The organism is Microbacterium sp. NPDC088619 (assembly GCF_044752825.1).
Taxonomy (GTDB): Bacteria; Actinomycetota; Actinomycetes; order Actinomycetales; family Microbacteriaceae; genus Microbacterium.
This window is the reverse complement of record NZ_JBIVLZ010000001.1, coordinates 2,454,046-2,467,347: the sequence shown is the minus strand read 5'-3', so window position 1 is coordinate 2,467,347 and position 13,302 is coordinate 2,454,046. Positions and strand designations below refer to the sequence as shown.

General features: G+C 68.2%; 14 protein-coding genes. 4 read left to right on the top strand and 10 right to left on the bottom strand.

The window, feature by feature from the left end:
• Positions 1-54: 54 nt before the first annotated feature.
• From ACIP5T_RS11825 to ACIP5T_RS11800, 6 genes are all read right to left on the bottom strand, one after another.
• Entirely contained in the window at positions 55-1,008 is a 954-nt protein-coding gene (locus ACIP5T_RS11825; RefSeq protein WP_400863312.1) for a sugar kinase, read from the bottom strand.
• Positions 1,005-1,658: a bifunctional 4-hydroxy-2-oxoglutarate aldolase/2-dehydro-3-deoxy-phosphogluconate aldolase gene (locus ACIP5T_RS11820; protein WP_400863311.1), complete on the bottom strand. Its 654-nt coding sequence runs from the start codon at positions 1,656-1,658 to the stop codon at positions 1,005-1,007. Before ACIP5T_RS11820 ends, ACIP5T_RS11825 begins: the two co-directional genes overlap by 4 nt.
• Entirely contained in the window at positions 1,648-2,874 is a 1,227-nt protein-coding gene (manD, locus tag ACIP5T_RS11815) for a D-mannonate dehydratase ManD (RefSeq protein WP_400863309.1), read from the bottom strand. Before manD ends, ACIP5T_RS11820 begins: the two co-directional genes overlap by 11 nt.
• 82 nt (positions 2,875-2,956) lie before the next feature.
• Positions 2,957-4,348: an MFS transporter gene (locus tag ACIP5T_RS11810; RefSeq protein ID WP_400863308.1), complete on the bottom strand. Its 1,392-nt coding sequence runs from the start codon at positions 4,346-4,348 to the stop codon at positions 2,957-2,959.
• A gap of 72 nt (positions 4,349-4,420) precedes the next feature.
• The gene (locus tag ACIP5T_RS11805) at positions 4,421-5,425 is read right to left on the bottom strand and encodes an L-idonate 5-dehydrogenase (RefSeq protein ID WP_400863307.1); all 1,005 of its coding nucleotides are present in this window, start codon (positions 5,423-5,425) and stop codon (positions 4,421-4,423) included.
• The gene (locus ACIP5T_RS11800; protein WP_400863306.1) at positions 5,422-6,954 is read right to left on the bottom strand and encodes a mannitol dehydrogenase family protein; all 1,533 of its coding nucleotides are present in this window, start codon (positions 6,952-6,954) and stop codon (positions 5,422-5,424) included. The genes ACIP5T_RS11805 and ACIP5T_RS11800 overlap by 4 nt, the downstream gene beginning before the upstream one ends.
• A 152-nt stretch (positions 6,955-7,106) precedes the next feature.
• Between ACIP5T_RS11800 and ACIP5T_RS11795 the strand changes: the two genes are divergently transcribed.
• Both ACIP5T_RS11795 and ACIP5T_RS11790 read left to right on the top strand, forming a co-directional pair.
• Complete coding sequence (locus tag ACIP5T_RS11795; RefSeq protein WP_400863305.1) at positions 7,107-8,069, top strand: LacI family DNA-binding transcriptional regulator; 963 nt, start codon at positions 7,107-7,109, stop codon at positions 8,067-8,069.
• Between the two features lie 99 nt (positions 8,070-8,168).
• Positions 8,169-9,035 carry a lysostaphin resistance A-like protein gene (locus ACIP5T_RS11790; RefSeq protein ID WP_400863303.1) on the top strand — a complete coding sequence of 289 codons (867 nt, stop codon included), beginning with the start codon at positions 8,169-8,171 and terminating at the stop codon, positions 9,033-9,035.
• Positions 9,036-9,050: 15 nt separating this feature from the next.
• On the opposite strand, the gene ACIP5T_RS11785 is transcribed toward ACIP5T_RS11790, so the two are convergent.
• Both ACIP5T_RS11785 and ACIP5T_RS11780 read right to left on the bottom strand, forming a co-directional pair.
• Positions 9,051-10,040 carry a Clp protease N-terminal domain-containing protein gene (locus tag ACIP5T_RS11785; protein WP_400863301.1) on the bottom strand — a complete coding sequence of 330 codons (990 nt, stop codon included), beginning with the start codon at positions 10,038-10,040 and terminating at the stop codon, positions 9,051-9,053.
• Positions 10,037-10,282, bottom strand: a complete 246-nt coding sequence (locus tag ACIP5T_RS11780) for a hypothetical protein (protein WP_056275758.1) — start codon at positions 10,280-10,282, stop codon at positions 10,037-10,039. Before ACIP5T_RS11780 ends, ACIP5T_RS11785 begins: the two co-directional genes overlap by 4 nt.
• 121 nt (positions 10,283-10,403) lie before the next feature.
• On the opposite strand from ACIP5T_RS11780, the gene ACIP5T_RS11775 reads away from it, so the two are divergent.
• Positions 10,404-10,676, top strand: a complete 273-nt coding sequence (locus ACIP5T_RS11775) for a type II toxin-antitoxin system prevent-host-death family antitoxin (protein ID WP_400863299.1) — start codon at positions 10,404-10,406, stop codon at positions 10,674-10,676.
• A 25-nt stretch (positions 10,677-10,701) separates the two neighbouring features.
• Complete coding sequence (locus ACIP5T_RS11770; protein WP_400863298.1) at positions 10,702-11,400, top strand: hypothetical protein; 699 nt, start codon at positions 10,702-10,704, stop codon at positions 11,398-11,400.
• Between the two features lie 44 nt (positions 11,401-11,444).
• Here the strand turns inward: ACIP5T_RS11770 and ACIP5T_RS11765 are convergent, their stop codons facing one another.
• Complete coding sequence (locus ACIP5T_RS11765) at positions 11,445-12,071, bottom strand: response regulator (protein WP_400863296.1); 627 nt, start codon at positions 12,069-12,071, stop codon at positions 11,445-11,447.
• A complete protein-coding gene (locus ACIP5T_RS11760) occupies positions 12,068-13,252 on the bottom strand; it encodes a sensor histidine kinase (protein WP_400863295.1) in 1,185 nt (394 codons plus the stop codon). The genes ACIP5T_RS11765 and ACIP5T_RS11760 overlap by 4 nt, the downstream gene beginning before the upstream one ends.
• Positions 13,253-13,302 lie beyond the last annotated feature (50 nt).

Sequence of the window (13,302 nt, the reverse complement as noted above, 5' to 3'; positions counted from 1 at the left end):
ACGGCTTTGGACATCTTTCGAGGCTACGCGTTCTCGGGCGGCGTCAACGCCGACTCAGCGCCGCACCGGGTCGGAATCCCCGTCGAGGAAACGCTCGAGGTCGCGCAGGGTGGGCGCAGCCTCCCAGTCGCCGGGAACGAGACACGCCATCGCGCCGCAGGCATTCGCTCGCCGGAGGACGGCGTCGATGTCGTGGCCGTCGAGCAGGGCGCTGAGGTAGCCGGCGACGAAGGCATCACCGGCACCCACGGTGTCGACCGGGTCAATCGCGAATCCGGGCGCGCCGACCACCGAACCAGTGGTGAAGACCGAGGCGCCGTCGGGACCCTGCTTGAGCACGGTCGTCGCGCAGCCGGCATCCTGCAGACGTGCAGCGGCATCCGCAGCCGACAGTCCGGGGTACAGGATGTCGAACTCCTCGGCGCCGCCGAAGACGATGTCGGCACGCTCGGCGAGATCGCGGAGCACCGGTCCTGCGATCTCGGGCGCTGCGAGAGCAGATCGGTAGTTGATGTCGAAGCTCACGGTCGTCCCGGCTGCGCGAGCCCGGTCGATCGCCGTGTGCAGAACGGCGCGTGCAGAAGCGGACAGCAGCGGAGTGATGCCCGTGATGTGCAGCAGCGCGGCGTCTTCGACCCAGCCGTCCGGCAGATCCTCCGGACGCAGCCTGGACCCGGCCGACCCCGCGCGGTAGTAGTGCACGGCGGTGGATGCGGCGGACGGCCGCTCCTTCACCATCAGGCCGGTCGCGGCATCCGGGTCGAGGATCGCTCGCACATCGACGCAGTCTCCGCGGATCTCCCGCGCGACGCGCTCGCCGAGGGAGTCGTCGCCGATCCGTCCGAGCCACGAGGTCCGGATGCCGAGGCGGGCGAGGCCGATCGCGACGTTGCTCTCGGCACCGCCGATGCCGAAGGCCAGGGAGTTCGCGTGCCGCAGCGAGCCGATCTCGGTCGTGCGCACGAGGGCCATGGTCTCACCGAGCGTGACGACCGATGGCACGGTCACGAGGATTCCCGCGCGCACACCTCGACGAACGCCGCCGCCCGCTCGCGCAGCGCGGCGAGGTCGCCGCCGGCGAAGGCGTCGCCGAGCAGCGGTCCGCCCACGCTCACGGCGACGGCGCCGGCCCGCAGCCACGCTTCCGCACCCGCGAGATCGACGCCCCCGGAGGGCACTGCGACGAGGTCGGGGAACGGGCCGCGCAGATCCTTGAGGTACGCGGGACCCACTTGCCCTGCCGGGAACACCTTCACCGCCGACGCACCGGCAGACCACGAGGCGAAAAGCTCGGTCGGGGTGAGTCCGCCAGGGACGATCGGCACACCGGCATCCGTCGCCTGCGCGACGAAGTCGGTCGAGGTGATCGGGGTCACGATGTAGGCCGCGCCCACCTCGATCGCCCGCGCCAGATCACCGGTGTTCGTGACGGTGCCGATGCCGAGGTCGACCGTGTCACCGAACCGGGCGAGCAGCTGGGGGAAGTGCTCGAACGTGCCCGGAGTCGTGAGTGTGAGCTCGACACTGCGGATGCCGGCGTCGACGAGCACGTCGAGCACGGCGTCGTAGTCCTCGGCCCGCTTCGCGCGGGCGACGACGATCAGACGGGAGTCGACCGTGCGCTGGGGCAGGGCGACCCGGCGTGCCTCACCAGTCATGGACGGTCCCGTCGAGCAGGCGGTTCACCGGCAGATACGCCTTGGTGTACTCGTGGCCGGCCGCAGCATCCTCATCGAGGTCGACACCGAGACCGGGCTCGTCGCCGGGGTGCAGGAAGCCCTTGTCGAACGTGAAGGAGGTCTGGAACACCTCGAGCGTCTGCTCGTTGTGGGGCATGTACTCCTGGATGCCGAAGTTGTGGATCGCGAGGTCGAGGTGCAGCGCCGCGGCCATGCCGACGGGCGAGATGTCGGTCGGACCGTGGATACCCGACTTGATGCCGTAGATCGCGGCGAAGTCGAGCAGCTTCTTCATGGCCGTGATGCCACCGGTGTGGGTGACCGCCGAGCGCACGTAGTCGATCAGACGCTCGGTGATGAGGGTCTGATAGTCGAACACCGAGTTGAAGACCTCGCCGATCGCGAGGGGCGTCGTCGAGTGCTGGCGCACCAGGCGCAGCGCGGTCTGGTCTTCACCCGGGGTGCAGTCCTCGAGCCAGAAGAGGTCATAGGGCTCGATGTCCTTGGCGAAGCGCGCGGCCTCGATCGGCGACATCCGGTGGTGTCCGTCGTGCAGGATGCGCAGGTCGGTGCCGAAGTCCTCGCGGATCTGCGAGAAGATCCCGGGCATGTGGTTGAGGTAGTTGCGGGTGTCCCACGTCTCCTCGCTCGGGCGATCGCCCGAGCGCTTGGCGGGCTCGTAGTCGTAGCGCACGCCGGGGCCGGCGTTCGAGACGCCGTAGATCTGGCCGAGGCCGGGCACGCCGGTCTGCACGCGCACGGCGGTGTAGCCGAGCTCCTCGTAGCCGGTGATCGCGTTCTTCAGCGCGGCGTAGTCGGTGCCGGAGGCGTGGGCGTAGACGCGGACGCCCTCGCGGCTGGCGCCGCCGAGCAGCTGGTACAACGGCATCCCGGCCTTCTTGGCCTTGATGTCCCACAGCGCCATGTCGACTGCGGCGATCGCCGCCATCGTCACGGGGCCGCGACGCCAGTACGGGCCGCGGTAGAGGTACTGCCAGGTGTCTTCGATGCGGTCCTCATCGCGGCCGACGAGCATCGAGGCGACGTGGTCGGAGAGGTAGGAGGCGACGGCGAGCTCGCGTCCGTTCAGCGTGGCGTCGCCCAGGCCGACGATGCCGTCGGAGGTCGTGATCTTGAGCGTGACGAAGTTGCGTCCGGGGCTGGTGATGTTGACGTCGACGATCTCGATGGTCATGTCGTTCTCCTGAGGATGCGGGGCGAGATGGGGGGTGCGGGCGTTCGGGCGCCCGCACCCCGGGTCGTGATGTGCGGGGCGATCAGATCGCGTCGCGGGGGTCCGTCAGGTCGCGGCCGGCGACCTCCGGCATCCAGATCGAGGCGATCAGCGCGCTCAGCGTGAAGATGAACAGCATGATGATGATCGGGATGAACGATCCGGTGACGGCGGACACCCATGCGGCGGCGATGACGGGGCCCGCGCCGGTCGCGACGATGGCGGCGATCTCGCGTGCCATGGCCGTGAAGGTGTAGCGGTTGCGGGAGCCGAAGAGCTCGGGCAGCGTGAGGTTCTCGAGCGACGCGAAGCTCATCACCGCGAGGTTGTGCAGCACGACGTAGCCGACGAAGACCTGCACGGTGTCCTTGCTGCTGATCATGAGAATCGTCGGGACGATGATGATCAGGGCGACGACCGACCAGACCATGTACATGCGCTTGCGGCCGAAGCGATCGCCGAGCCAGCCGGACAGCGGAACGGTGATGAAGGCGACGAGCGACGAGACGATCACGGCGTTGACGCCGATCGAACGGTCGAGCAGCAGCACGACGGTGATGTAGCTGATCAGGTAGGTCTGGATCATGCCGGAGTTGCCGGCCTGGCCGAAGCGCAGCAGCAGCGCGATCGAGAACGCCTTCCACGGCTTGCGCTGCAGCGCCTCGAGAGTGCGGATGTCGTTGGTCTCGGTGGCGAGCTTCACGACCTCGTCGCGGGAGAGCGCCTTGCCGTCGACGACGTCGTCGCGCTCCTCGAAGACCGGGGTCTCCTTGAGGTTGAAGCGCACCCAGATCGCGAAGAGCATGATGACGGCGCTGGCGATGAAGGGGATGCGCCACGCCCACGCGATGACCTCGTCTTCGCTGTAGGCGACGAGGAGGATGGCCCAGATGCCCGAGGCGAGCAGTGTTCCGCAGTTGGTGCCGAGGGCGACGAGCGAGGCGATGATGCCGCGGCGCTTGGCCGGTGCGTATTCGGCGAGCATGACGCCCGCACCCGAGATCTCGGCTCCGGCTCCGAAGCCCTGTGCGATGCGCAGCAGCACGAGGAGGATCGGCGCGAGCACGCCCACCTGGTCGTACGTCGGCAGGAAGCCGATCAGGGTGGTCGCGAGACCCATCAGGAGGATCGTGTAGAACAGCACCTTCGTGCGTCCGGTCTTGTCACCCAGACGGGCGAAGAAGAAGGCACCGACCGGGCGCGCGACATAGCCGACGCCGTAGGTGGCCATCGCGGCGACGACCGCGACCGCCGGGTTCTCGGAGGAGAAGAACAGATCGGCGAAGACCAGCGCGGCTGCCAGCGAGTAGAGCTGGTAGTCCATGAACTCCAGTGCCGTGCCGAGCCATCCGGATATGGCGGCGCGCACGAGGTCGCGGACCGACCTCTTCTCGGCGGGGTCGGCGGCCGTGGCCGTCGTCTGCGGTTCTGACATGGGAGGTACTCCTTCGGACCAGGAACAGGGTGGGGTTCTGCGGTGCGGCTCGGCCGCCGGGTGGGGGTGTTGCTACAGCGCCAGCAGGACCTTCGCCGAAGCGGACGAGTCGCGAGCGAGCTCGAAGGCCTGGACGGCGTCGGATGCCGGGAGGACGTGGGAGATGACGGAGTCGAGGGTGTCGGACTCGGCCAGCAGGGCGACCGCGTCGTCGATCTCGGTGGAGAAGCGGAAGGCGCCGCGGATCGTGAGCTCCTTGGCGAGCATCGGGGCGAGGTTCACTCCGATGTCGGCGTTGGGGAGCATCCCGACCTGCACGATGGTGCCGACACGGCGGGCGGCGCGCACGGCCTGCGTGAGCGCGACGCCGACGCCGGAGCACTCGAAGACGACGTCGTACGACTCGTTGTCGATCGTGTCGCGGCCGACGAGCGAGACCTCGGTCGCGCCGAGGGCCTTGGCCCGGTCGAGGGGTTCTTCGCGCACGTCGCTGGCGCCCACGACAACGGCGCCGGCGTGGAGTGCCGCGGCCACGACGAGCAGGCCGATGGGTCCGGCGCCGATCACGAGCACCCGCTTGTCGGTGATGTCACCGGCGAGGCTGACGGCGTGGATCGCGACGGCGAGCGGCTCGGCGAGGGCAGCACGCTCGAGCGGAAGGGATGCCGGGAGCACGCGGATCATCTGCTCTTCGACGATCAGCAGCTCGGATGCTCCGCCCTGGCGGTGCGGGTTCGCCGCGGCGCTGCCGAAGTAGTCGCCGCCGGGGCGCAGGTGCGGGTGAGCCTCGAGGCCGCTGACCTCGGGGCCGTAGCGCGCGGGGTGCACGGTGACGGGGGTGCCGGGAGCGAGGCGGCCCGAAGGGTCGAGGTCGACGACACCGGACAGCTCGTGACCGGGGGTCAGCGGCTCCTGGATCGTGTACTCGCCGTTGGCGCCGTGGAAGTAGTAGTGCAGGTCGGATCCGCAGATGCCGACGTAGTTCACGCGGAGGCGCACCTCGCCGTCGCCGGGGGTCGGCACCTCTCGGTCTTCCCAGCGGATGTCTTCTTTGCCGTGGATGGCGAGAGCCTTCATGGCTGCATCTCCTCTGCGCTGATGAATGATGATGTGCTTGTCTGGGATGCCGAGACGGCATCGGCGATCGCGGCATCGACGCCGCGTCGCTGGATGATGTCGACGAGCTCGCCGACGCGGGCGATGAACGCATCCTGCGATCCGAGTTCATCACCGAACAGGTGCAGCTCGCCGATCACGCGCTGTGCGAGCTCGCGGCCGTTGCGCGCGGTCTCTGCGAATCCGGCGAGGCGCTCACGGGCGCCGTCGGTCATCGCGGCGGCGTGCAGACCGGGGTCGAATCCGGGCAGGGGTGCGATGCACGACAGGTAGCCGGCGACCGTCAGGGCGATCAGGTGCGGCATCCCGCCGTCGCGCAGAACGAGAAGAGCGGGCTCGGGGATGCGCTGGCGCAGCTTGACCGATCCGTCCGTTCCGACCTGGCTCGTGCGGTGCCCGAGAGCGCTGTTGGCCCAGCGCTCGAACAGCTCGCTCTCGTAGGCGTCGATGTCGACGCCGGAGGGCACCTCGATCGAGGGCTCGTACTCGTCGCGCAGCACGGCGCGCGCCGCGCTCTCGATGCCGTCGAGTCCGATGGCCTCGGGGATCGTGCCGACACCGCTGAGCGCGCCGAGGTAGGCGATCAGGGAGTGCGTGCCGTTGAGCAGGCGCACCTTCATCTGCTCATAGCGTCCGACCTCGTCGGTGAATACGGCGCCGCCTGCCTCCCACGCAGGGCGGCCGCCGGCGAAGCGGTCTTCGATCGCCCACATCGTGAACGGCTCGGCGGGCACGGGGATGTCGTCGCGGGCGCCGAGCAGGGTGCTGACGCGGGTGCGCAGCTCGGCCGTGGTCGCCGGCACGATGCGGTCGACCATGCTCGAGGGGAACGACACGGCGCGGTCGAGGAACGCGAGGGCATCCGCGCCTTCGGAACCCGGAAGCTCATGCAGGAACTCGCGGACGAGCTTCTCGGTGTGAGCGCCGTTGGCCGAGAGGTTGTCGCAGCTGAGGATCGAGATCGGTGCGCCACCGGCGGCCGCACGAGCCTGCAGGCCGCGGGCGAGCTGGCCGATCGTCGAGCAGGCTGCGCCGCCGCGGAGGTCGGAGCGCACGGTGTCGTCGTCGAGATCGAGATGCTGCGTCGCGGGGGAGTAGCTGTACCCGTTCTCGGTGACGGTGAGGGTGACGATGCGGATGCCGGGGTCGGCGATCTGCGCGACGACGCGCTCGGGCTGCTCGGCGCCGACGAAGGCGTCGGTGTGCACGCCGGGGATCGTGAGCGAGGTGGTGCCTGGCGCGATGGTCGCGACCGAGTACAGCATGTCCTGGGCGTGCATCGCGTCGACGATGGAGCGTGAACGCGAGGCGACGCCGATGATCCCCCAGTCGCCGCCGGCGGACTGCAGTGCAGCTGCCGTGTAGACCGCCTGGTGTGCGCGGTGGAAGCTGCCGAGTCCGAGGTGCAGGATGCCTGCAGCGGTCGGGGCGACCAGCGGCGAGGCCGTCGCTGAAGTCGTGCGGCGCAGGGCCGGTGCTGGGATGCTCACGCGGTGGCTCCTTCGCTCGGGGCCGCGCACCGCTGAGGGTGATCGGCGTTGATCGTCATGAAAATCAGTGTGCAGTGTTTGTACAAACTTGTCAAGCCGTTTTACATCAGGGGTGAGGATCGTAGGATTGCCTGCAAGGGCGGGAGATCGATATGGCAGCGACGCTGACGGATGTGGCACGACGCGCAGGCGTGTCCATCGCGACCGCGTCGCGTGCCTTCGGCGAACCCGATCGCCTTGCGCCGAACACCCTCGGCCGCGTGCTCGAGGCCGCGGGTGAACTCGGCTACGCGACCTCGCAGTCCGCCACAGCGACCCGCACGTTCGGGGTCGTGGTGCCCGACGTCTCGAACCCCGTCTACGCCACTCTGCTCAAGGCGATCCAGGGACAGGCCTGGCACGGCCGCCATCGCATCGTGCTGTTCGACGCCGATGAAGACCTGCGCCGTGAGCGCGAGCAGATCGAACAGGCCCGCAAGCTCGACGGGATGCTGCTGTGCTCGCCGCGTCTGCCCGACGCCGACGTGCTCGAACTCGTCGGCGACACACCCTATGTCGTGGTCAACCGCCAGATCGACGGTGCTCCCTGCGTGCTGATGGACACCGAGCATGGGCCGGCCCAGGCGATCGAGCACCTCGCCGCTCTCGGTCACACGCACATCGCGTACGCCGCGGGTCCTCGTGGTTCGTGGGCGGACGTGCGCCGCGCAGACACCGTCGCCCGGGCGTGCGAGCGTCATGGCATCCGCCTCACCGGGCTCAGCCACCACGCCGCCTCGATCCAGGGCGGGCGAGCCGCCGCCGCGCCGGCCGCAGCGAGCGGTGCCACGGCCGTCATCGCCTATAACGACCTCGTCGCCCTCGGACTCGAGGCCGGGCTGCTCGAACTCGGCAAGCGCTGCCCTGCCGACATCAGCATCGTCGGAATCGACGACATCGACCTCGCGGGTGCGGTCACCCCGGCTCTCACGACGGTGCGGATGCCGATCGAACGCAGCGGTGCGCTCGCGGTCGACCTGCTGCTGCAGGCGATGAACGGCACCACGATCGACGATGTCGTGACGCTGGGGTCGCAGCTGATCGTGCGCGCATCGACTGCGGCTCCCGCCGCCTGACGACCAGCGTGGGGCGATGCTCGGCGGTCGCTAGTCTGAAACCGGATACTGCCGGAATATCGGCATACTGATGCACGGCTGAGGAAAGGTGACCGGCGCATGTCGCAACCCCAGGACGACACCAGCGAGCGAGTCGGTGACCGGGTGCCGAGACGCTTCTGGGTGGGCGTGGTCGCCCTCATCATCTACATCCTGTTCGCCGCTGTGCTCGGCAACATCGCCGGCTCTTTCGCCCCCGAGGGTGATGTCACGGCGGAGTTCGCGCTCAGCCATCTCATTCCGCTGCCGATCGCCATCGGTCTCGCACTGTGGTTCGTCTGGTGGGCGGGCTGGTGGCGTGATGTGTGGCGCAACACGTCGACGCTGCGCATGCGACCACGTCGTCTCTGGCTCATCGCGATCCCGGTGCTGCTGGTCGCGCTGCCTCTCGTGCAGCTGCCCGGCATCCCGTGGGCGGAGCGGGGGCTCGGCACGGTCATGATCGTGCTCGTCGGGACGATCATGGTCGGCTTCGGCGAGGAACTCGTGATCCGTGGCATCGTGTTCACCGCGCTGCGCGAACGGCACGGCGAACTCGTCACCCTGCTCGCCACCTCGCTGCTCTTCGGTGCCGCGCACACCGTCGGCAGCGTCTGGGCGGGCGTGCCTCCGGCGGCGATCGCCTTCCAGGTTGCCTTCCTGAGCATGACCGGCAGCCTCTATTACTGGGTGCGACGGGTCACCGGCCGCCTCTGGGTGGGCATGGCGATCCACGCCCTCACCGACTTCACGCTGTATCTCGCGTCCGGTGAGGCGAATGCTGTCGAGGCGCTGTCTTCCAGCGATGATCTGGGACCGATGACGCCGGTGCTCGTCACGATCCAGACGCTTCTCATCGTCCTCGCGATCGCCGGCGTGATCAGCGCCGCGCGGGAAGACCATCGCGCGCGCAAGGCGCGGAGAATCGCAGCGGACCCGCAGGCCTAGGTCACGTCGCCTCGATCAGCGGAATGCTCGGCTGATCGCGCCGCCGATCTGGAACAGGGTGATCCACACGATGAACTTCTGGATCGGGCGCAGGGGCAATCCCACCACCCGTCGCCAACCGGGACGGCGGGACCAAGACGTGGTGATGGACACCTGAGTACCGCCGTTGGTGGGCGCCAAGGTGAACTCCGCGAGAGTCCCATTGCTCCGCGGAGCATCGGGGTACGCGAAGCTCCATGCGAGCGTGTCCGGCCGGTGCGCCGCGACGAGCTCGATACGGCGGCGACGGAACTCGGGCTTGACCTTCACGAGCTTCCCATCGGGACGTCGTTCGCGTGCGAGGCCCGTCCACACCGCGCCGGCGGCGGCATCCTGTTCTGCATGCTCGATCGAACCCACACTCATCTGCCACTGGGGAACGTTCGTCGGCTCGGCGAGGTAGTCCCAGACCTGTTCGATCGGTGCGGGGACGAAGGTCTCCGTCGACCCTGAGATCCGGCCACTCACCGCGGGCGTGGCCGGCGCGGTCGCCCGCCGGGACGAGTCGACGGCGTCGAGCTGCTCGAGCAGCGCATCGGGACTGGTGCCCAGTCGCTCGAGTATGACGGCGATCAAGCCGCTCGGCTCGGCCACGAGTTCTCGGAGCACCGCAGCGGCGTCGCCCGCGTTGTCCTTCTCGGCCGAGCGAGCGATGAGGTCAGAAGCGCGCTTGCTCCACTCGTACCCGTCGGTCTCGTGGAATACGATGCGCCCTGCCTCGGGAAACGACGCTTCGATGCCGAGTGACGCCAGTTGTGCTGCGTGCTGTGCTTCGACGGCGCTGCGTGCGGTGCCGAGATCGATGCCGACGTCGCGCAGTGCCCGTCCCGCGGCTTGGTCGTTGATGACGAGGGCGAGGAACAGGTGCTCGATGTCTGGGGTGCGAAGCCCTAGTCGCGATGCTTCTTCCATAGCGGCGAGAGACAGAGACTGGCTCGTCTGAGCGACGCGAACGAACTTGCTCATGAGTTCCTCCTCGAGATCGGGATCGTGGGGTCCACTCGCTTGGAGTGCTTCTTGTGGACGGCCTGCCGGGTCACCCCGAGTGCATCGGCGATCTCCTGCCACTTCATACCCGAGCGGAGGGCAGCCTCGACCTGTCGAAGCTCCAGGGTGTCTGCGAGCACGCGCAACGACGCGACTGCACGCAAGCCGGTTCTCGGGTCGCTCGTGTCCGCTGCCACCGCGGCGATCTGGGAGGACTCCATGCTGTCAACTTAGGTTGCTATGGGGAGAGTTGTCAACCTTGGTTGCTCTAAGCGTGTCGGCGGTCAGCGCATACCGGAATGCTTCTACACACTTCTACATATTTGGGCGTAAAGTGGTGTCATGACTACCCAGCCTCTCACGATGTCTTCGACAGTCGCAGCCAGACGAGGCGTCGGCTTCCTCACTTCCGAGGCGCAGGATCGGCCGGTGAAGCTGACCAGCCATGGCAAGCCGGTTGCCGTCGTCGTGTCGGCGGCTGAGTACGACGAGCAGCGTCGTCTGCTGCGCGACGCGGAGCTCAAGGTTCTGAGCATCGCGGCCGATCTGGTGGCGGATCGCTCGACGATGCTCGCGGTCGATGAGGCGAGGGAGCGACTGCTTGCAGCCGGGTGAGCGGTTCCCCGACGATCAGGCAGAGGTGACGTTCAGCGCAGAGAGCATCGACTGGCTCATTGCGAACGTGAACCTCTCAGAACGAGAGACGGTCTTCGACACGATCGCCGGGCTCTTCGCCTCGCCCGAGGGAAAACACCGCCTGTCGAATCACAGGAGGACGAACCTCGTCGGCTTCAACACCGTGGAGGCGTGCCAGCGTGCCTACCGCATCATCTTCCGAGCCAAGATGCATGCCGATGTCGGCGCGATCGAGATCATCACCATCGGATTGCGACGAGACGACGACGTCTATGCGGAGGCGCACGATCTGATTCACTCGGGGAAGCTGAGCGAGGCCGAGCAGACGCAGATCTGGGATGCGCTGAAGCTGCTCGAGGAGACGAAGGAACGTCTGGGCCTCGAGGAGTGGGACTACTTCGAAGAGCCTGCACCGGTGGGAATGGTGAAGGCGGCAGTGGCGGCCGGCATCCTCGAAGAGGACATCGCCAGACGACTGACTCAGAGTGAACTCACGGCGGCGATGGCCGCAGCCTGGGAATCAGGGGAACTCGATACGCAGGCAGCGCTCGCCGCCGCGATGGAGCGCGTCGCCACGAGCGCGACCCCCGACCGGGTCTTCACCTCGAGACGATCGCCTCGGTGCGGCGTCTGGATGCCGATGGCGAACGCCCCATGCATCCGCGCGAAAGAGCATGCGGGTGCCCACCGCGCTCACCGGTGAGTCAGAGATGTCCGCATAGAGGATCCGCCGCGACGGGCCAGATCTCAGCGGAGGATGCCCTTCCGGCGGGCTGCCGAGACGGCCGCGGTGCGTGAACTGACGTCGAGCTTCGAGAAGATGTGCGCGAGATGCGACTTCACCGTCGTCTCGCTGACGAAGAGCTCGTCTGCCACTTCGCTGTTCGATCGCCCGGAAGCGACGAGCTCGAGCACCTCGATCTCGCGGCTGCTGAGGCTGACGCGGGGTGCGCGCATGCGATCGAGCAGGCGGGAGGCGATCACCGGCGCGAGAGCGCTCTCTCCGGCGGCCGCCGCGCGCACGGCGGCGGTCAGTTCGTGCGGCGGAGCGTCTTTCAGCAGATAACCGCTCGCACCGGCCTCGACGGCGCCGAGGATGTCGGCATCCGTGTCGTAGTTCGTGAGCACGAGCACATAGGGCGGTGCCTCGAGCGCACGGATGCGTCGAGTCGCATCCACGCCGGTGGTCTTGGCCTGAGAGCCGAATTGCAGGTCCATCAGGACCACGTCAGGGTTCTCACGCTCGGCGCAGGCCACTGCCTCATCGGGGGTGCCTGCCTCGGCGACCACCTCGAGATCCGGCTCGAGACTGAACAGAGCCGTGAGCCCGGCGCGGACGATGGGGTGGTCGTCGGCGATGACGAGGCGGATCATGCGAACTCCGTGAGCGGGAGGTCGACGGTGAGCGTCGTCCCACGACCGGACGCGGTGTCGATCTCGAGTCGTCCGCCCAACTGCTGCACTCGCTCGGCGGTGGCGCGCAGACCGAAGGAATCGGACTTCTCGGCGGTCCCCGGCGCAGGAAGCTCCGCATCGAATCCGGTTCCGTCATCTTCGACGGTGAAGCGGAGGCGGTCGTTCTCGATGCCGATGGTGACGGTCGCCGTCTTCGCGTGAGCGTGCTGGATGACGTTGGCGATCGCACCCTGCGTGATGCGCAGCAGCGCCGTCTGCAGGTGCATGGGGAGGACGATCGTGTCGGACACCCGCACGTGCACGTCAAGCCCCTGCGTCGCCCACTGCGTGCGGGCCAATCGGCGCAACGCCCCGCCGAGGGTCTGGTCGTCGAGCTGGGGAGGAGTCAGCTCGCGGATGAACCGCCGCGCCTCGACGAGATTCGCGGCAGCCGTCTCGCGCGCGAGCCGGATGTGCTCGATCCCCGGGCGCGTGTCGTCGGCGCGTTCCGCTGCGTGCAGCAGCATCTGGATGCTGGAAAGCCCCTGCGCGAGCGTGTCATGGATCTCGCGGGCGAGCCGGGCGCGCTCCGCGAGGACGCCTGATTCATGCTCACGCGCGGCGAGCTGTCCACGGGTCGCGAGCAGCTCGCGCACCAGCGCTTCTCGCTGCTGCGCCTCTCTCGCCAGAGCCTGGTAGCCGAGGCCGATCAGGAGTGCGACGGCGGCACCGACGAACGGGCCGACGACCCCGCCGACGCTCCACCCGCCACGGATGCCGAGGGCGCAGACCGCGACGATCGTCGACACGAATATCGCGGCAGATCCCGCCCAGCGCCCGAGCAGGTGGAGGAACAGGAAGAACAGCGGGAAGACGAGGTAGGCGGCATCGGCGCTCACCCAGAGCAGACCCAGCCACTCCGCCGAGAGCAGAGCCAGCCAGATCAGCGACACCAGACGTCGCCCATGCGAGAGGCGAGCGAGCAGCAGACCCGACGCGTACGTCGCGCCGACGATCAGACCCAGGACGATCGCGGAGACGCTCGAATCCGACGGGTCGAGCGCGGCGCGGGCGATGACGACCCCCGTCAGGGCGAAGAAGAGAACGTGGAGGCCGGTCCGCAGACCCACGAACACCGGGGTCAGAGCGGTATGCGCCATGGATCGAACTCTACGCCGCCGCACCGAGCGGCCGCATCGTACGAAAGGAC